Origin of the sequence: Nodosilinea sp. FACHB-131, assembly GCF_014695395.1 — a bacterium.
In the GTDB taxonomy this organism is placed as follows: Bacteria; Cyanobacteriota; Cyanobacteriia; order Phormidesmidales; family Phormidesmidaceae; genus Nodosilinea.
On the sequence record NZ_JACJOF010000038.1, the window covers coordinates 26,362 to 42,878 of the forward strand.

A 16,517-nucleotide genomic window follows, 5' to 3' on the forward strand; every position below is an offset into this window, starting at 1 on the left:
CTGTGTGCGGTGGTCGTAATCTATAAAGAGGGCAAGACTCGCATCATCTCAGTTCGACGGGCACGGCAGCGGGAGGTAGAGCTATATGAAAGCGGAAGAGTTTGACCAGAAGTTTGATGAAGGTCAAGAAGATATCATCGATGATCTTGACCTATCTCAGATCAAACGTCCCGGCTATGAGCAGCGGCGCATAGATATTGACTTCCCCGTTTGAATGATTGAGGCTCTAGATTGTGAGGCGCTGCGGTTAAGGGTGAGTCGCCAATTGATTATTAAAGTATGGATTGCTGAGCGGCTGGAGCATGTCTAGAAGAAACGCTTTATGGGCACCTTAAAAGTTTATTGCGACGAGGTTGGTAAAACGCTTACAGTCTGGTTTGGCATCCCCGCTGAGGAATTTGTTGCTACGGAAACGGGTGAAGAGGTGCTGCCGATTAAAAACTAAGCGGACACGGGGATTGGGTTTGAATGGTTGAACTACGAGCTAGCAGCGGGTAGTTCAACTTCATCAGCACATAGATGGTTTTCTAAAAACAACCTTGCTCCAAATTCAAAAACTACTTAATAAGTAGGCTGACGCTGTTGAGATTGTCCTAAATGTAATTCCCTGCTTTTAGAAAAAAATTGTTAAATTGAATCATATAACAATTCTTTTAAAGAAATTTTCATCAATTCAACCCTTTGGGCGAGGAGCGATAAGAACTCGTTCGCCCCATATTGATTTCTTTGGCATGTGAATTACATCTTTAAAGAGATGTCAAACTCAATTCTAGAATTAAACATCTTGGCAAAAAAATGAAAATCCTTAACTTGTTAAGATTTTTTGGTATTACCTGTTTCCTCGATAATGCTGTTAAGAAGACCATATGCTTCTTCTAAAGTCATTTGGCCATTTTCAATCAACTCTATCAATTCTTGGGCTTGCTCAGCGGTAATTAAATCAAGCTGAAGAGGTTCTTTGAGGAAAATAATGAAGGCATTTTTGTTTTCTTCAGTTAGTTTCGTCTTTTGCTCCTCTACCTCAAATTCCTTTAATCTGTCCTTCAACTTTTGCTTAATTTCTTCCTGTTTACCCTTATCGTATGCTCCACTGGTCGCCAATTTCGTCAGCCCATAAGCAGCAGCACCCCCAGCAATCGCAGCACCAGCTACTAGAGTTACTGGAGCCGCAACAACCATTCCAAACCCTGTAAGCGCAGTGACTATAGGAATAGGGGCTACGCTAGCTCCAAAAAAAGCAGCCAATGCTCCAACTCCAGCAGCTCCCATCCCTGCTACACCCATCTCTCCAAGAATTTTAGTGCGGGCACTGGGATTCTTCTCCAGCTTGTCAATGGCTTCAAGGATGTCTTTCTTGTTAGGCTTCTTCAATTCCGTCATTTTAATTACGTCTTGCAATAATATGAAGTTTAGGCAACAAAGGTAACTGCTTGCTGATCGCCAAAGATCGCGCTTAAGATGTTTGCGAAAAGCTTAAAAAATTCCTTGGCCGTGTCAATAAGGCTCTTGCCAAAATTTGGGATAACCTTATCTAATTCGTTACCTGCAATTGCTCCTAGGGCAGTAACGGTTAATCCTAAGGCAGTTGCTATAGGTGCTAGAAATTGCCCAACAAAAGGCGTTGAGGTTATTAGCCCTGCCAATGCAGCACCTAGCACAGCGCCGATTCCTGCCCCAGCAACCAGGAAGAAATGCTCTTCGACAAATTCGAGCAGTTTGATTAAGATTATTTTTCCAATATGAATAACTTTTCCTGCGACTTGCTGCACCTTTAGGAGTAAGTCATGAAGCCTAGCTACTATTTCCTCCGGTAGGCCAAGCTTTTGTATTCTGATATACAGCTCTTCGCTGGTCGAAGACTCAGCTTGTTTATTCCAAATTGCGAGTTGTAAGTTAGCTTGGCCTTTGGAAGGTTGTGGACTGGTCATATGAGCATCTCCAATTTCGAAATTCTGATCCCATGCCTTTGCAGGGGCTACCAGACTAAAGCTGGTCTCCTATCACAATTCCCGAAAACTTACCTAGAGACAACATCCGCTTAGCAACTTCACTAATCTCTAATACTGAGCCTATCAGGCAAAACAAGACGTTTATAAAGAAGCCGGGCTTCTTCAAGAAACCCGGCTTCTAGTAGTCTTATCGCTGCCTTACACTTTCGCTTCTTCTTTAACTAGCTTCTCCCAGCCGAGGTCTTTGAGGTTGTTGTTGCGCCGCAGGGGTCGCGTCACCAGCTCTAGAATGTCGCGGGTGTTGCCAAAACCGTGGATTTGGGCGAAGGTAAACTCCACCGACCACTTGGTGTTAATGCCGCGCGCCTCCAGCGGATTCGCATGGGCCATACCGGTGATCACCAGGTCAGGGTGCAACTCTTGAATGCGCTGAATCTGGTTGTAGTTGTCGGGCTTTTCGGTGATTTTGGGCAGGGGAGTGCCCATTTCGTTGCAGGTTTTCTCTAGCAGAGCCAGCTCCGCCGCCTGGTAACGCTTATCCATATAAGGGATACCGATTTCTTGCACCGTCATGCCGCAGCGGGTGAGAAAGCGGGCTAAGGAGATTTCCAGCAGGTTGTCGCCCATGAAGTAGACCGACTTGCCGCGAATAATTTCCAGGTAGTCTTCTACCGACTCCCAAATTTTGGCTTCGCGCTCTTCCATGCCCTGAGGCTCGATGTTAAACACCGAGCAGATCTTCTCAATCCAGGCGCGGGTGCCGTCGGGGCCAATGGGGAAGGGGGCGCCGATCAACTTACACTTGCGGCGGCGCATCAGCGTAGTGGCCGTGCGCGAGAGGAAGGGGTTGATGCCAGCGACGTAGTAGCCTTCGTCAACCACAGGCAGATCGGTGTAGAGCTTGGCGGGCAGCCAGCCATCGACCTTGATACCTTGCTTCTTCAGTTCCAAAGTCATTTGGGTGACGATGGGGTCAGGCACTGAGCCAAACAGCACCAGGGGCGGATGGTCGTGGTAGGGGGTGTCTTCGGCGACCACTACCTCTTCTTCTTTCTTGCGACCCAGACCCAGCAGCTTTTGAATACCGCCGGACTTGGCTTCTTCTTTCACAGCAGCGGGCTGCTTGGCAGCGGCCTCTTCAACAGTGGGGCAGCGCTGGGCCATGGCGGCTAGCACGGTGTCTTCGCCCTGAGTAAAGGCATAGTCAAGGCCATTAGCGCGGGCCACCACAATGGGAATGCCGATTTCGGCTTCGAGGCGGGGTGCCAACCCTTCGAGATCCATTTTGATGATCTCGGTGGTGCAGGTGCCAATCCAGACGATGACCGAGGGGTTGCGATCGCGCTTAATGCTCTCACACAGCCGCTTCAGTTCTTCGTAGTCGTTGAGCTGGGCTGAGATGTCGGCTTCCTCTAGCTCGGCCATGGCGTAGCGGGGCTCGGCAAAAATCATCACCCCCATGGCATTCTGCAAAAAGTAGCCGCAGGTCTTAGTGCCGATAACCAAGAAAAAGCTGTCTTCAATCTTTTGGTATAGCCACGCTACACAGCTGATCGGGCAAAAAGTGTGGTAGTTGCCGGTGTCGCAGTCAAATTCGAGAGCAGAGGGTTGGGGTTGAGCTTGGGCCAGGGTCATCGTCGGGGTATCTCCCTAGTGAAGGACTTATGGCCTGGGTCGATCATCCTCCCTGCCGCCTGCACCGGAGCAGGCTTCGTCGTCGTAGGCGGGGGAGAGCGGTGGTAGAGCGTCGATGGTCAGTGGCTCGGCTGAAGCCAGAGAAACCTCGGCCTGAGCGCTACCGGGCAACATCTTGTGTGCCTTTTCTAGCGCTGCTAGCTCCTTCACCGGGCTGATATCTAAACCCAGGGCAGAAATAATGCGATCGGGGTTGCTGCTTAAATCCACCACCAGGGGTAGCAGGCTGGTCAGGTCAGGCTCTAGGGTGGCCAATGCCCCCAAAATGAAGCCCGACGAGGGTCGCCGCTGCCCGTTACTGGTTACCCAAATGCCCAGTTTGTCGATCCACTCGCGGTTGTCGCGGTAGTAGGTTAGCCACTTGATTTTGAGCGATCGCCGCAGTTGTTTGCTGTTCACAGATGCCTCGGGCGGGGTTCGCCAACCTCATGTTCAGAGATTGATTAAACCAGAAAACCGCTACCGTCCGAGTCTATCTTGTTGGCTGTATCCCAGCCCAGAAGTGGAGTTCTACCGGCTAAAAACGGCAGTTCCCGGCCTGGTCTAGATGGGGCTACATATCTGGGCTATCGGGCAAGAGCGGCTGCTCGTCGTTGGCCTCAATGGTTTGAGTATGGTCGGGGTTATCCAGCACCATCTCGGGGTCAAAGTTGAGCCCCAGCACTTCTACCAGCGCGTCCTCGTCAGAGTTGAGCTTGTAGAAGGGCACCATCAAGTTCGACAGCTTGGGTTCTAGAGCATTCACCACGCCCAACACCAAAAAGGAAGATGGACGGCGACCGCCATCGGGGGTCCGGACTGAGGTCTGCTGCATTTGCAGCGTCAACCAGGCCCGGTTAGATTGCACGTAGTCCAACCACTTTTGGCGAATGACTTGGGTAAAGTTCTCGAAAAAGGCCATAATCCTGACTTTTTGCTAAATCGCTTATCGGTAGCTGCCGAGTTTGCACAGCCGCGTACCGATGATAATGCAGCACTTCAAGATTAGAACTGGTTCGAGGGGGATTTTTGCAGCAAGGGATTAAGTAGAGTAGGCAATGCCCACCGTGCGCTTAAACCATCATCAAATCCATCTCCTCCTTCTCTTGCTGGGGCGCATCCGCAGGGGGATTGAGATAGAAATCAGATAGCAGGCTAAACAGTTCGCGATCGGCGGCATCCTTGGGCACCACGCCTTCGGGACGAGCCAAGATCTGGTCGGCAATGTTCAGGTAGTACTGACAGACCGGATCTAGAGCCGGGTCAGTTTCGGCCATCTCAAACACCGTTTTGCCCTTCACCCGCGAGATGCGAATGTCTTCGATCAGGGGCAAAATCTCTAGCACCGGCATGGGCACATGCTCGATGTACTTATCAATCAGGTCGCGCTTCGAGGTGCGATTGCCGATCAGCCCTGCCAATCGCAGGGGGTGAGTGCGAGCTTTCTCCCGCACCGAGGCGGCAATGCGGTTGGCGGCAAATAGCGCGTCAAAACCGTTGTCAGTCACAATCAGGCAGTAGTCAGAATAGTTTAGCGGGGCTGCAAAGCCACCACAGACCACGTCGCCCAGCACGTCGAAGAGAATGACGTCGTACTCGTCGAAGGCGTTGAGTTCCTTCAGCAGCTTCACGGTTTCGCCCACTACGTAGCCGCCGCAGCCTGCACCAGCGGGAGGACCGCCCGCCTCAACGCAGTGCACACCGCCGTAGCCCTTATAGATCACATCGTCGGCCCACACGTTTTCGTAGTGGAAGTCTTTTTCTTGCAGGGTGTCGATGATGGTGGGAATCAGAAACCCGGTCAGGGTAAAGGTGCTGTCGTGCTTGGGGTCACAACCAATCTGCAAGACTTTGCGGCCCCGCTTGGCCAGGGCCACCGAGATGTTGCAGCTGGTGGTGGACTTACCAATGCCCCCTTTCCCGTACACAGAAAGCTTGAGAGTCTGGTGATCCATAGGGGAAAATACTCGTCTAGGGCGGATAGAGCCAAACCCAGGTCCAGGGGCCATCTGTTTGGATAGATGTTCTACCCGCTGGACGTGGATCGGCTGGTCAACAAATAGGGTCTACGCAGTTGACTACGCGGCCCAAGGTGTTTCGGCTGTTTGGATTATGACGACACCGCCTAGGCATTGGGAAGGGGGAGTGAGAATAGACAGCCCCGCAAAATCAATTCAAAGCCTGCTGAGCTTAACCGAGGAATGTCCTGACTGCAAAAATGGCTATTAAAAGCCTTTAAAGCATCAGATCAAAATTTAGGTTCTGACTTCTATTAATACAGAACAATAGCAAATAAGAGAATCTTAAATCTTCTGGGGCACTGGGCATTCTGAAACGCTTGTCTGTAGGCAGCTTGGATCGTTGAGAGAGGGTTGAATCTAAGGGATCGCCTGTCTGAGAGTGGGCTTTGGGGGATGAGGGAGGCGATCGCACCCCAAATAGCGACCAGTCTTTGCCGCGCGCGCTTCCCAAACCGCTGCTGCCACCAAACCCCAAGCGATCTTTCTATACATTCGTAAACTTTCCAATCCATGCAACGGAATGTAACGGTTGTTGCACAGGATAGAGGCATCGGTCGTTCGGCGGGGGCGACAGCAAGCCGATATTTCCGTAGCGCAGGGTCTAGTTTTCCTCAGCGATCAGATCGCTGGGTTCGCCAGGGAAGAATTTAGCATCCAGCACTTTGGTCAGGCTGTAGGGGCATTGGGAGGGAAAGGTGCTGCTGGGCAAATTGGTTTCGCCCGCAGCGAGTTCAATTCCCTTGATATAGGCTTTACCAAAGGCTTCGGCTAGATAAGGTTTGAGGCTAGGGTTATCGTCTAGCAAGTCAGCGATATCTAGCCGTTGAATACGTAAGGTGGCTAGCCAACTGCGGCTGCGCCCCTGGGGCTGGTAGTGCCATTTCAATAGATGCCCAATCAGTATGCTGAGGCGATTGCGAAGTTCCTGGCGCTGCTGTTTGCCCAAGGATTCGATTTCCTCAATTAAATTGGGTAGGTCAAGCTGGCTCCAGGCCTGATGGCGAAGCAGTTCTGCCTGAGCCTGAGTCCAAGCGTAGAAGTCTTCGGCGTAGAGATTGCCGACGGCCACAGCCTGACCTGTAGGAGTTGAGTCGATTTTGGACATAGACAAAGGCCTAGGGCGGTCCCATTTCCACCATTCTAAGCCGCTGTTTAAAGCAGGAGACGATCGCTAGTGATGGCCCTAATACCGTTACTTGCCCAGCAGTATGGAGGCTAAGCTACCCGCCCTTTCAAGGTCGATTTGAGATGCGATCGCCATCACCCGCCGACCGTCAACCTGCAGCGTGGTTGCCTCAATGGTGCGGAGTACGTCGATTAGGGTGAGCTGGCCGGTGGCTGCCGTATCTAAAACGGCGTTGCGCAGCAGCTCCCAGCCAGGGGTATCGTTATCAGAAAACTCAATGGTCGTGGCTAGCAGCCGCCAGAGAAACTGCCCGGCGAAGGTGTCCGACATTTCTCGCACGGTGTCTACATCCACCAGCACGTTCTGGGTTAGCACTTGGCGGGCCTGCTCTTCCTCAATGCGAAGCACGTTGAGCAGCAGCTGTAGGTCGCGGCTAGCAATGCCTGTAGTGGCGAATGATTCTAAGTCGCTGACAGAAATGGGCGGCGCTTCTAACGACCCGTAGGTGATGTGAATGTCTTCTGCGGCGCTGGCCTGGGGTGTGGCTATGGCCAGCCCAGCTAAGGAGGTCGCCATTAGAGCCAGCGCAGTGACGCTGTGGCCGAAGCGTTGCCCTAGCGCCAAAGATAGTGAAGACAGCTGATTGGTGGCCTGCCAGAATTGGTGCATCATGCTTAGCCCACGCCTACTACCAGGATAATTAAGGACGATTGATTCGCCGTCGAGGTTCCCGATTCCGATGCCTACATCGCTACCCACCATTGGTTTAATTCCCGCCGCTGGGCAAGGCACGCGCATTTCACCCTTGCCGATGAGCAAAGAACTATTTCCGATTGGTTTTCGCATGCTAACGAATCAATCGGGGCCTCGCCCCAAGGTGGTGTGCCACTATTTGCTGGAAAAAATGCGGCGGGCCGGGGTGGAGCAGGCGTTTTTCATTCTGCGGTCCGGTAAGTGGGATATCCCCAACTTTTTGGGTGATGGGGCCGATTTAGGCATGCACCTGAGCTACTTGACGGTGCATGTGCCCTTTGGGGTGCCCTTCAGCCTCAACCAGGCCTACCCTTTTTTACGCGGGGCAACGGTGGTGCTTGGTTTTCCAGATATTCTATTTGAGCCGGGAGATGCTTATCAGGTGTTGCTGGAGCGGCTGCACGGCGGCACAGCGGATGTGGTGCTGGGGCTGTTTCCTACCGATCAGCCGGAGAAGGTGGGGGTGGTCGATTTTGACGAGAGCGGCGTAGTGCGGGGCATTTACGAAAAGTCTGGCCTGACTCATCTGCCCTACATGTGGGCGATCGCCGCCTGGCGGCCCAGCTTCTCAGACTTTTTGCATGGGTTTGTGCGCGATCGCCAGCAGGCTCTGATCGGCACCCAAATTCCCCAGCATCTAACTATCCTGCCGCCCTACACTGAAGTCCCGATTGGGGATGTCATGCAGGCGGCGTTGGCGTCGGGTTTGCGGATAGAGGCACAGCCCTTTACCCAGGGCAGCTATCTGGATATTGGCACTCCAGAAAACTTAGCCAGAGCCATTCAGCAGCATCCGTTCCCGGTGGGTTAGTCAGGGCAAAGGGAGCGGAAGCCAGGCTAGCCCTAATCGTCGAAGTCGAGATCGTCAGAGCCGAAGTCAGCCCCAAAGAGGGACCCCGACACGGTGTGCTCTAGCTCCATGCGCTGCTCCATCTGGCGGAGAAAGTAGCCAGTCATCATGGCGGAGGCTAGCAGCCCGGCTAGATTTTCGCGATCGGTGGTGACTTGGACGTTGAATCCGTCCCCTGGCAGCACACCGACTAACCCCTGCACGTTGTGGGCAATAATCTGCTTGATTTCACCGCTGACTGCCTGGGCCACCCGAGTGAGCACTTCTGGAGATTGGTGCTGGAGATATTTAAGCAACTCATTGGGGTGGTCGCTATTGGCCGACATGCTAATGAATTCAGTATCTTCAGGGTTAAATACCATAGAATCTCAAAGACCTTTGGTCACAACGTAGGCGACGGCGAGTACCAAATATTGGGGTGATAAAATCCATGCAACAAGGGCAACCCCTGGCCTGCCTATACCTACTAATATTCCCGATGATAGCGTAACGAATCGTGTAATATTGCGTCGGCGCAGTCGCTTGGGTTCACGCTGTTTGACTCAAACCCAGTCTAGAAGGCGATTTGACGCGCAGCAGCCGCGATTATTGTCTTTACAATAGTTTGATGGCATCGGCGAGGAGCGTTACGAGGCTTCCTCGATTTCGGACTCAAACTCGAGTTCATCCCCATCGTTAGCATCTGTCTCTGCCATGGCGGGGGCGGTTGAACTTTTAGGTCGGAGCTGGGGCAGCGCATCAATTTCGAAGTGTTGATAAAACTTGTCGGTGACCTGGACTAAGGACGATCGCCCCTCGGCCTGGCGGCGCTTGCGCACAAAGCCCTGGGCGACTAGCTCTGGCACGTGCTGGTAGACGCCGGAACCGCGGAGATCGACGAGGTCGGTTTGGCTGATGGGACCTTTGAGGGCGATCGCCGCCAGCGTTCGCAGTGCCCCTACTCCCAAATCGATGGGAATCAGTAAATCTACTAAAAACCGATAGCGCTCTTTGAGCTGAAGGCAGTAGCCATCGACGGTTTCAACGATCTCTAAGGCTCCGTCCCGGTGGGCATAGTCGTTCATTAGCTCGATCAGCCCTTCTTCGACGTCTTCGCGATCGCAGCGGGCTAGCTCTGCCAGCTTGGCAATGTCGAGGGGCTGCCCCTTGAGGTACAAAATCGCTTCAATGGTGGTGGCCAGACCAGGCATAGATTGTCAGTACCCTGAAACCATCCTCAAGCCTAACGCCGATTGTGGGAAACGGCTGATTTGGGGAGGTAAGACAATCCATGTAAGGGCAAACGTCGTTTGCCCTGCCGAATGGGTTCACTCAGCAAGATTTGGTGGGTGCGGTGCACAGTTAGGGGCAAAGCCAGATCTGCCGCTGGGGCCATTTCGCTGGCCCCAGACCCCCGTCTCGAAGGGCGTTCCGCCGCCCTTCACCCCACGGAAAGGAGTAACCGATCATCGGTTTAAACCTATATTTTGCAAAGTGGTTGATTAGAGGCTTAAGGCTCCTATAAGAACAGGCTTCGTAGGGTGCATTCGCGCAGCAATGCACCATCTAAAGAGCTTATAAAAGTAGCCACCGTAGGGTGGGCACTGCTCACCATTGGGGAGAAAGTTTTCTAAAAGTCGCCTTATAGAAGCAATGCACCGTCATCAAGCTTTAATCTAGATTGCGACCTGTCAGCTCGACGAAGATATCTTCGAGGTTGGAGGGGCGGGTCATCATGCCGGTTTTGTCGGGCTGCTGGTCGAGGTGGGCGTTGGCAGCATCTAGGGTCGGAAAGAACTGGTAGTCCCAGCGATCGCCCTGTTGAGTCATGACGATGCCTTCGCCGTGGCGTTGGCGAAACTGCTCTAGAGTGCCCAGCTCAATCAGCTTGCCTTGGTCGAGAATGCCGATGCGATCGCACAGGTACTCCACCTCTTCCATATAGTGGGTAGTGAGCAGCATGGTCATGCCCTGCTGGTTGAGGCCGCGAATGATTTCCCACAGGCGGCGGCGGGTTTGGGGGTCGAGGCCCACGGTGGGCTCATCGAGAAAGAGAATTTTGGGGTTGTGGAGCAGGGCGCGGGCAATTTGTAGCCGTCGCTTCATGCCGCCGCTGAGGGTTTTGACCTTGTCATCGCGGCGATCGCCCAGTTCGACATACTCTAGCCAGGTGTCGATAGCAGTCCGGCGCTGCCCAGCAGGAATGTGGTGCATCCGTCCGTGCAGCTCCATGTTTTCCCACACGGTGAGGTCGCCATCGACGCTGGTTTGTTGCAGCACTACGCCAATTTGGCGACGCACGTCGAGCTGCTGGCGGTTAACGTCATAGCCAGCGACAACTACATGGCCGTCGCTGGGCCGGGTCAGGGTGGTAGCCATGCGAATGGTAGTTGACTTGCCCGCGCCATTGGGGCCAAGTAGACCAAAAACTTCTCCGGCTTCAATATTTAGAGAGAGATCGTTAACGACAGATACGCCGTTGTAGACTTTGTGGACGTTTTGCAGACAGACCGCAGCGGACATGAAAAGGGCAAGCTCCAGAAGTTAAGTTACTGCGATCGAAGCTGAATCTGACCAACGAGTCTTTAACCCAGGACCGTCTGTAACTTATTGTTAATAGCCTTACCGTATCACCCATCTACCGTTGGTTAGCTGTGCGCGCTCGAATTGATCAAGACATTCTCTATCTTCATCAGAAGGACGTGCCGGCCTACAAGAAGTCAGGCTCAGTGGTGCGCAACAGCTATTTTTGGGCGCTGCGATCGATCGCTGACCGCGCCGGGTTTAACCACGATTGGGAGTTTGCCGATATAGTGTGGCCAGCGCTGGGACGCATGCTACTGACCTTCACAGAGTCAGGATATCTGGGCTATCGGGAGACCGTGCTGGAATTCACCGATGATGCGACAATTCCTGATGTCCTACGCCCGGTCGGCACTTGGATTGCAGATGATGAGTACGATGAAGACGAGCAGCCGTAGAATTTTGCCTCCTAGAAGCTAGTCAAAGCTGACGAAGAGAGGATCTAATCTCAAATCGGGAGAGGGTTAACGCAGCAGGTCTGTCATCGTCGAAAGCAGATCGCGAAAATCGTAGGGCTTGGGCAAAAAAAACCTAGCCCCAGCGGCAAGGGCGGCAGGCTGGTAAGTCGCCAGACCACTGGTAGCAACCATGATGAGATCGGGCTGGCTGGCCATGAGGTGCTGAATTAGGGTGAGGCCATCCATGCCAGGCATCATGATATCGAGCACTGCCAGCTTAGGCTGGTGCCGGGTACAGAGATCGAGGGCTTCGAGGCCGCTGCTGGCAACCAGGGGGCTGTAGTTGTAGTTGATGAGCAGCGATCGCACGGCCCGCTGCACCGAGTCATCGTCATCGACCAATAAAATCACCTCTCCTTGACCAGGCTGCGGAGCCTCCGGCTCGGTAGCCTGGAGGCTGTTGCTCTGGGTGGTGGATAGGGCAGGCAGATAGACCTGCATTTGAGTGCCTTGCCCCACCTCGCTCTCGACCCGCATAAAGCCCCCGCTGCCTCTGACGATGCCCAGCACCGTAGCCAGCCCCAGCCCGGTGCCCTGCTCCTGGCCCTTGGTGGTGAAGAAGGGGTCAAAGATGCGATCGCGCACGGCCGGGTCAATGCCAGTGCCGGTGTCGGCCACGGTCAGCCGTAGGTACTGGCCCACTTGGGCGTCGGGGCTAATGGCCACAGTGGTGGCATCGATCGCCACCGGCTCGGCCACAATAGTGAGCGTGCCTCCCTTGGGCATGGCGTCGCGGGCGTTGACGCAGAGATTCATCAGCACCTGGTGCAGGTGGGTGGGGTCGGCACTGACGCGGGGCAGCACTGCCCCAGGCTCAAACCCTACCTGTCGCAGCGTAATTTGCCTGGGCAAACTCTGCTCCAGCATGCGGCTGAGGTCTTGCAGCAGCGGCGGCAGGTCAACCTCGGTGCGCATCCCACTGCTGGGGCGGGTGATCGACAGAATTTGCTGCACCATGCTGATGCCCCGTTTGGCGCTGTCTTCGAGCAGACGCAGCTGATCTTGGGCATTGCCGCTGAGGTCCGTTTGGGTATGGCGCAGCAGCTGAGCCATGGTCAAAATAGGGGTAAACACATTGTTGAGGTCGTGGGCAATGCCGCTGGAGAGACGGCCCAAGCTCTCTAGCCGTTGAGCCTGGTAAAACTGGGCTTCAAGCGCTTTTTTCTCGGTGATGTCGGTCTCCACCGAGAGAATAAAGCGAGGCTGACCCGCCTCGTCGGGCACCAACGTCCAGCGGGCCGATACGGTAACTGCCTCACCAGTTTTGGTGACCTCGTGCAGCTCGCCACGCCACTCGCCCTCCGTGTAGAGGGTGTGCATAATGCTGCTCAGCTGGGGCAGGTCGCCGCGCAGCAGGTCGTGCACCGGGCGATTGAGGGCCTCGGCGGCGCTCCAACCGTAGAGACGTTCGGCCCCATGATTCCAATAGAGCAGGCGGTGGTCGAGGTCACGCACAAAAATGGCGTCAGAGGCGATGTCGAGTAGGGCCGCCTGCTGCCGAAGTTGGCGGTCGGCCTTTTTGCGCTGAGTGATGTCTTCGACCGTGCTGACGTAGCCGCTGATGTTGCCTGTAGCGGTATGTATAGGGGCGATCGCCACCTCGACCCAGCGCAGGTCGCCCGTGGGGGTGAGCAGGCGAAACTCGGGGAGGCACGGGCGGCGTCCCGCCAGATACTCCTCCCAGGCCTGGGCCAAGCGCGGCTGATCATCGGGATGCACCACCTGCAGCCAGCCCTCCCCCAGGGATGCTTCGACGCTCAGTCCCGCGATCGCCTGCCAGCGGGCGTTGGTGTAGACGCAGTGACCTTGACCATCGATTTGGCCAATGCCGATGGGGGCAGTGGCGCTGAGGGTGCGAAACCGGGCCTCGCTCTCTTGCAACACCTGCTGCATCCGTTCGCGCTCCTGCAGATCTTGCAGCACCTGCCCGTAGAGCTCTGACTGCTGAATGGCAACGCTAGTTTGGCTAGCAATGCGCTTGAGCAGGGCAATTTCGGCGGGCTGCCACTGGCGAGGGGCAGCACACTGGTGGGCAATCAGCAGGCCCCAGGGCTCGTTGTTCTGGTGGTTCCCATGCGCTCCTGGCTCACTACGCAGAATGGGAACCACCAGGTTGGCCTTGACCTGAAACTGCCGCAGCAGATTGGCGTAGCAGGGCTCTATATCGGCCTGCTCTAGGTCGTCAATCGACCCTACCCGGCCCTGGCGATAGGCCTCAATGTCGCGATCGCTAAAGCAGAGGTCATGAATGGTGCCGCTCCGAATAGACACAAACTCGCTGCCCACCGATTCGGCGATCACCTGACCTGCGCCACTGCCCACAAACCGAAACACAATCACCCGATCGCTCTCTAGCACGGCCCGACTGCGCTCCACTGCCCGCACCAGTACCGCCTCTAGGTCAAGAGATTGGCGAACATCCTCGTTGATGTCGTTAAGCAGATATTCTTGCTGAATTTGGCGCTGGAGGGTGAGGGCCACCTGCTTGCGATCGCTAATGTCACTAAATAAGATGCCAATCTGGCGCAGAGCTGGGTCCCCCACTCGAAAGACATAGACATCGTACCAGCGGCCCCAACCGTCGACCTTTTGCTCAAAGCGAGTAGGAGTGCCGGTGATGGCCACCTGGCCATAGGTCCGATGCCAGTGGTCATCGATCTTGGGGGCAATGTCGCGAAGGGTGCGGCCGCTCAGGGCAATGTCGCGGGATAAACCAGTCAATGCTTCAAAGCGCGGATTCACTTCGATCAGACGGTGATCAACCGGTTCACCCTGCTCATTCACAATGCTCTCGGCGATGGCGTAACCCTTATCGATTTCATTGAACAGCCAGCGATACTTAGCCTCTGACTTGCGCAAGGCTGTTTCCGCCTGCTTGCGCTCGGTGATATCATGACCCACCACAGTGATTTGCCAGCAGCCCTCAGCAATTTTCTGCGCAGCGTAGGTGCTAGATAGCCAGCGCAGCGACCCGTCGCGGTGTCGAAAGCGATACTCCCAAACGGCGCTACGCTCGGCAAACAGGTCGGCAAACTGCTGATCCAAGGTGGCCAGATCGTCAGGATGCATGCGCGATCGCCACAGCTGTTTGTCAGCCATAAAAGCTTCGGGTGGGTAGCCTAAAATGCTCTCGCAGCCCGAGGAAAAGTAGTTGTACTCCCAGTCACCATTCTCAAAGATTTGAAAGCTAACAATGACGGCGACCGCACTATTTAAAATTTGGCTGAGCTGAGCCTTAGAGGTTTGTAGTGCCAGCTCTAGCTGCTTGCGATCGTCAATGTCGCGCAGCAGCCAGTACAGACGCACAACTCGGCCCTGGCGATCGCGCTCTACCGTCGCCGACAGCGCTACCTTAAACGGCCCCCGCCCACGCGGCAAGATCGATAGCTCTTGGTCCTGCAAAAAGACCGTTCCCACTGAGCCAATGGCTTCCGCTGCGGCTGCGGAAGCGGCTCCGGGGGGAGCTATAGAGTAGAGCTGACCATTGATAAAGGCGCGGTCAGCCTCGGCAATGAACAATGTCAAGAGTTTGCCCTGGGCCAAAGAAGCACGCACGTTGAGCAATTGGGCCGCCACCCCATTGATATTCTCAATGGTGCCCCGGGCATCGGTTACCACATAGGCGTCAGGAGCAAAGTTAAACAGGTTTTGATAGCGCTGGCGCTCATGTTCGAGGCTGTAATGGGCCGCGAGCAGCTCTTCGTTCTGCAAACGCATTGCTTCGACGACCACATGCAATTCTTCCAGGACAATCGAGGTTTCCGCAATTGAGACCGATAGCGGTGATGGGTAGGCAGGCAGATCGGCGATCGTCTCCTGCTGTATCTCGCTCAGCCAAGTTTGAACTGCTTCTATTTGGCGCGCTAAATCTGAATTGTTGGTCATCGTTGCCTCTGCTCCTGGCCTTCCCTAACTCGGCCCGCCTATCTCCGGCAATGGAGGTGCACCAAAGATGTTAGCGCCCACTAAAACCCGCTGAGAATGGGGTCTTGCCGCTGCACCAGTAATTAGCATCAAGATTGAGCAGCGCTTTAAACAAAGCTATCATCAACTCCAAAAAGACGACTTTCCGCAAAGAATTGTTGAATATATTTTCGGATTAGTGACGAAAAGGAAAATAATTTTCTCTCCTCACAATTCCCTCACAACAAACCGTTAGACCTAAGATAAGTTTTTGAACGCCACTGCCCTAGCTTAAGGTTCCGTTCTCTAGAAAGGATATGTTTCTGGATGGACTGCCACTGCAAAACTCGATATTGTTCAACCATTACCCCGTTCTGTAATGAACGTTTTCGTTATGAGCAACCTATATGACGATAGCTATGTAAATGGCAACCCGGAGCGTGGGAATAAATATGAAGCAAACTAGGAGCGATGCCAAGTTAAGCCCTATAAGGGCAAGAGGATTTTGGTTGATTTAGGCCCTGACATTGCGGTTTTTGTTTCCTTCAATTCCTCAAACACTTGGGTTAAAAACCCTTATACAGTCTTCCTAGAGAAGTATCTGACTTCGCTAATCTTTTTTAAACAGTTTGTGTAAAAACAGTAAACTGTTTGAGAAATCAAATTCTTCGTGAGATCCGTTGATACAGGTAATTCCTTGGATACACGGTTTTACCGCAAGAAAGAGTCCATTTCTAGGCCGATCCTAAGACACTCTAGAAGTTCACATGGATTCGATTTCAGGAGAGGTTTTTTATGCAAGTTTTTTGCTTCGCCCACAGAATATGTTTAGCTAAAGCGCGTTGCTTCTTGTGCCAGTCTCAGCAGTCTTCCTGGATTTTTGATATTAAAAAACTTGATTGCTGTGAACTAAGCTACTCCTCGGCTTTCCGAAAGGTTAGGGTGAATTAGTCCCAAGCTTGCAACGATTTTATTCCTTTAATTTCACAGCTAATTTCACAGCACCGTGACTCAAATCTCTCGGTTTTATTCTGTTTACCTCTCTCGCTATGCGGTAGAGCTCTGCAACATTGACGATAGCGGCACTGGCGATGCCCGTCTGGTGTGCAGCCAGGTCAACTATCACAATGCCCCGAACTTTGCTCTACAGCTTGCTCACGATAAAAACTTGCCGCTCAACAACCTCATCACCGACAACGTTGAAGCCAGTCTGTAGCTCGG

16 protein-coding genes and 1 pseudogene are annotated in these 16,517 nt (G+C 53.8%); 5 read left to right on the forward strand and 12 right to left on the reverse strand.

Annotated elements, in window-relative coordinates; translation table 11 throughout:
• Nucleotides 1-85: 85 nt before the first annotated feature.
• Nucleotides 86-310, forward strand: a pseudogene (locus tag H6F75_RS28915) (CopG family transcriptional regulator).
• Nucleotides 311-322: 12 nt separating this feature from the next.
• The gene (locus H6F75_RS28610) at nt 323-445 is read left to right on the forward strand and encodes a hypothetical protein (RefSeq protein ID WP_277874289.1); all 123 of its coding nucleotides are present in this window, start codon (nt 323-325) and stop codon (nt 443-445) included.
• Between the two features lie 368 nt (nt 446-813).
• Here the strand turns inward: H6F75_RS28610 and H6F75_RS24600 are convergent, their stop codons facing one another.
• The 8 genes from H6F75_RS24600 to H6F75_RS24635 all read right to left on the reverse strand — a co-directional run bounded on the left by H6F75_RS24600 (nt 814) and on the right by H6F75_RS24635 (nt 7,442).
• Nucleotides 814-1,380: a hypothetical protein gene (locus H6F75_RS24600; protein ID WP_190755476.1), complete on the reverse strand. Its 567-nt coding sequence runs from the start codon at nt 1,378-1,380 to the stop codon at nt 814-816.
• A 29-nt stretch (nt 1,381-1,409) separates the two neighbouring features.
• Complete coding sequence (locus tag H6F75_RS24605) at nt 1,410-1,928, reverse strand: hypothetical protein (RefSeq protein WP_190755478.1); 519 nt, start codon at nt 1,926-1,928, stop codon at nt 1,410-1,412.
• A 219-nt stretch (nt 1,929-2,147) separates the two neighbouring features.
• A complete protein-coding gene (locus tag H6F75_RS24610; RefSeq protein ID WP_190755480.1) occupies nt 2,148-3,584 on the reverse strand; it encodes a ferredoxin:protochlorophyllide reductase (ATP-dependent) subunit N in 1,437 nt (478 codons plus the stop codon).
• A gap of 27 nt (nt 3,585-3,611) precedes the next feature.
• Nucleotides 3,612-4,043: a DUF5331 domain-containing protein gene (locus tag H6F75_RS24615; RefSeq protein ID WP_190755482.1), complete on the reverse strand. Its 432-nt coding sequence runs from the start codon at nt 4,041-4,043 to the stop codon at nt 3,612-3,614.
• A gap of 154 nt (nt 4,044-4,197) precedes the next feature.
• Nucleotides 4,198-4,545 carry a DUF5331 domain-containing protein gene (locus tag H6F75_RS24620; RefSeq protein ID WP_190515561.1) on the reverse strand — a complete coding sequence of 116 codons (348 nt, stop codon included), beginning with the start codon at nt 4,543-4,545 and terminating at the stop codon, nt 4,198-4,200.
• A gap of 151 nt (nt 4,546-4,696) precedes the next feature.
• Nucleotides 4,697-5,578: a ferredoxin:protochlorophyllide reductase (ATP-dependent) iron-sulfur ATP-binding protein gene (bchL, locus tag H6F75_RS24625; protein ID WP_073611316.1), complete on the reverse strand. Its 882-nt coding sequence runs from the start codon at nt 5,576-5,578 to the stop codon at nt 4,697-4,699.
• A 667-nt stretch (nt 5,579-6,245) separates the two neighbouring features.
• Nucleotides 6,246-6,749, reverse strand: coding sequence for a DUF29 domain-containing protein (locus tag H6F75_RS24630; protein ID WP_190755484.1), 504 nt, complete (start codon nt 6,747-6,749; stop codon nt 6,246-6,248).
• A gap of 87 nt (nt 6,750-6,836) precedes the next feature.
• Nucleotides 6,837-7,442, reverse strand: a complete 606-nt coding sequence (locus tag H6F75_RS24635) for an alpha/beta hydrolase (RefSeq protein ID WP_190755486.1) — start codon at nt 7,440-7,442, stop codon at nt 6,837-6,839.
• Between the two features lie 67 nt (nt 7,443-7,509).
• Here H6F75_RS24635 and H6F75_RS24640 point away from each other — a divergent pair, with 67 nt between their 5' ends.
• Complete coding sequence (locus tag H6F75_RS24640) at nt 7,510-8,334, forward strand: sugar phosphate nucleotidyltransferase (RefSeq protein WP_190755488.1); 825 nt, start codon at nt 7,510-7,512, stop codon at nt 8,332-8,334.
• Between the two features lie 32 nt (nt 8,335-8,366).
• On the opposite strand, the gene H6F75_RS24645 is transcribed toward H6F75_RS24640, so the two are convergent.
• The 3 genes from H6F75_RS24645 to H6F75_RS24655 form a co-directional block, all read right to left on the reverse strand.
• Nucleotides 8,367-8,735 (reverse strand): DUF760 domain-containing protein, encoded by a 369-nt coding sequence (locus tag H6F75_RS24645; RefSeq protein ID WP_073610354.1) that lies wholly within the window; start codon nt 8,733-8,735, stop codon nt 8,367-8,369.
• 264 nt (nt 8,736-8,999) lie between these two features.
• Nucleotides 9,000-9,563 (reverse strand): SMC-Scp complex subunit ScpB, encoded by a 564-nt coding sequence (gene scpB, locus H6F75_RS24650; protein ID WP_190755494.1) that lies wholly within the window; start codon nt 9,561-9,563, stop codon nt 9,000-9,002.
• A 460-nt stretch (nt 9,564-10,023) separates the two neighbouring features.
• Nucleotides 10,024-10,875 carry an ABC transporter ATP-binding protein gene (locus H6F75_RS24655; protein WP_190755496.1) on the reverse strand — a complete coding sequence of 284 codons (852 nt, stop codon included), beginning with the start codon at nt 10,873-10,875 and terminating at the stop codon, nt 10,024-10,026.
• A 131-nt stretch (nt 10,876-11,006) separates the two neighbouring features.
• On the opposite strand from H6F75_RS24655, the gene H6F75_RS24660 reads away from it, so the two are divergent.
• On the forward strand, nt 11,007-11,333 hold the full coding sequence (locus tag H6F75_RS24660; RefSeq protein ID WP_190755499.1) for a hypothetical protein: 327 nt from the start codon (nt 11,007-11,009) through the stop codon (nt 11,331-11,333).
• A gap of 66 nt (nt 11,334-11,399) precedes the next feature.
• On the opposite strand, the gene H6F75_RS24665 is transcribed toward H6F75_RS24660, so the two are convergent.
• Nucleotides 11,400-15,278 carry a PAS domain S-box protein gene (locus tag H6F75_RS24665; RefSeq protein ID WP_190755501.1) on the reverse strand — a complete coding sequence of 1,293 codons (3,879 nt, stop codon included), beginning with the start codon at nt 15,276-15,278 and terminating at the stop codon, nt 11,400-11,402.
• A 1,024-nt stretch (nt 15,279-16,302) separates the two neighbouring features.
• Between H6F75_RS24665 and H6F75_RS24670 the strand changes: the two genes are divergently transcribed.
• Nucleotides 16,303-16,512, forward strand: coding sequence for a hypothetical protein (locus H6F75_RS24670; protein WP_190755503.1), 210 nt, complete (start codon nt 16,303-16,305; stop codon nt 16,510-16,512).
• Nucleotides 16,513-16,517 lie beyond the last annotated feature (5 nt).

Bases quoted from the DNA above. Each gene is read 5' to 3' on its own strand.
- H6F75_RS28610 (WP_277874289.1), top strand. From the start codon at position 323: ATGGGCACCTTAAAAGTTTATTGCGACGAGGTTGGTAAAACGCTTACA.
- H6F75_RS24600 (WP_190755476.1), bottom strand. From the start codon at position 1,380: ATGACGGAATTGAAGAAGCCTAACAAGAAAGACATCCTTGAAGCCATT.
- H6F75_RS24605 (WP_190755478.1), bottom strand. From the start codon at position 1,928: ATGACCAGTCCACAACCTTCCAAAGGCCAAGCTAACTTACAACTCGCA.
- H6F75_RS24610 (WP_190755480.1), bottom strand. From the start codon at position 3,584: ATGACCCTGGCCCAAGCTCAACCCCAACCCTCTGCTCTCGAATTTGAC.
- H6F75_RS24620 (WP_190515561.1), bottom strand. From the start codon at position 4,545: ATGGCCTTTTTCGAGAACTTTACCCAAGTCATTCGCCAAAAGTGGTTG.
- bchL (WP_073611316.1), bottom strand. From the start codon at position 5,578: ATGGATCACCAGACTCTCAAGCTTTCTGTGTACGGGAAAGGGGGCATT.
- H6F75_RS24630 (WP_190755484.1), bottom strand. From the start codon at position 6,749: ATGTCCAAAATCGACTCAACTCCTACAGGTCAGGCTGTGGCCGTCGGC.
- H6F75_RS24635 (WP_190755486.1), bottom strand. From the start codon at position 7,442: ATGATGCACCAATTCTGGCAGGCCACCAATCAGCTGTCTTCACTATCT.
- H6F75_RS24640 (WP_190755488.1), top strand. From the start codon at position 7,510: ATGCCTACATCGCTACCCACCATTGGTTTAATTCCCGCCGCTGGGCAA.
- H6F75_RS24645 (WP_073610354.1), bottom strand. From the start codon at position 8,735: ATGGTATTTAACCCTGAAGATACTGAATTCATTAGCATGTCGGCCAAT.
- scpB (WP_190755494.1), bottom strand. From the start codon at position 9,563: ATGCCTGGTCTGGCCACCACCATTGAAGCGATTTTGTACCTCAAGGGG.
- H6F75_RS24655 (WP_190755496.1), bottom strand. From the start codon at position 10,875: ATGTCCGCTGCGGTCTGTCTGCAAAACGTCCACAAAGTCTACAACGGC.
- H6F75_RS24665 (WP_190755501.1), bottom strand. From the start codon at position 15,278: ATGACCAACAATTCAGATTTAGCGCGCCAAATAGAAGCAGTTCAAACT.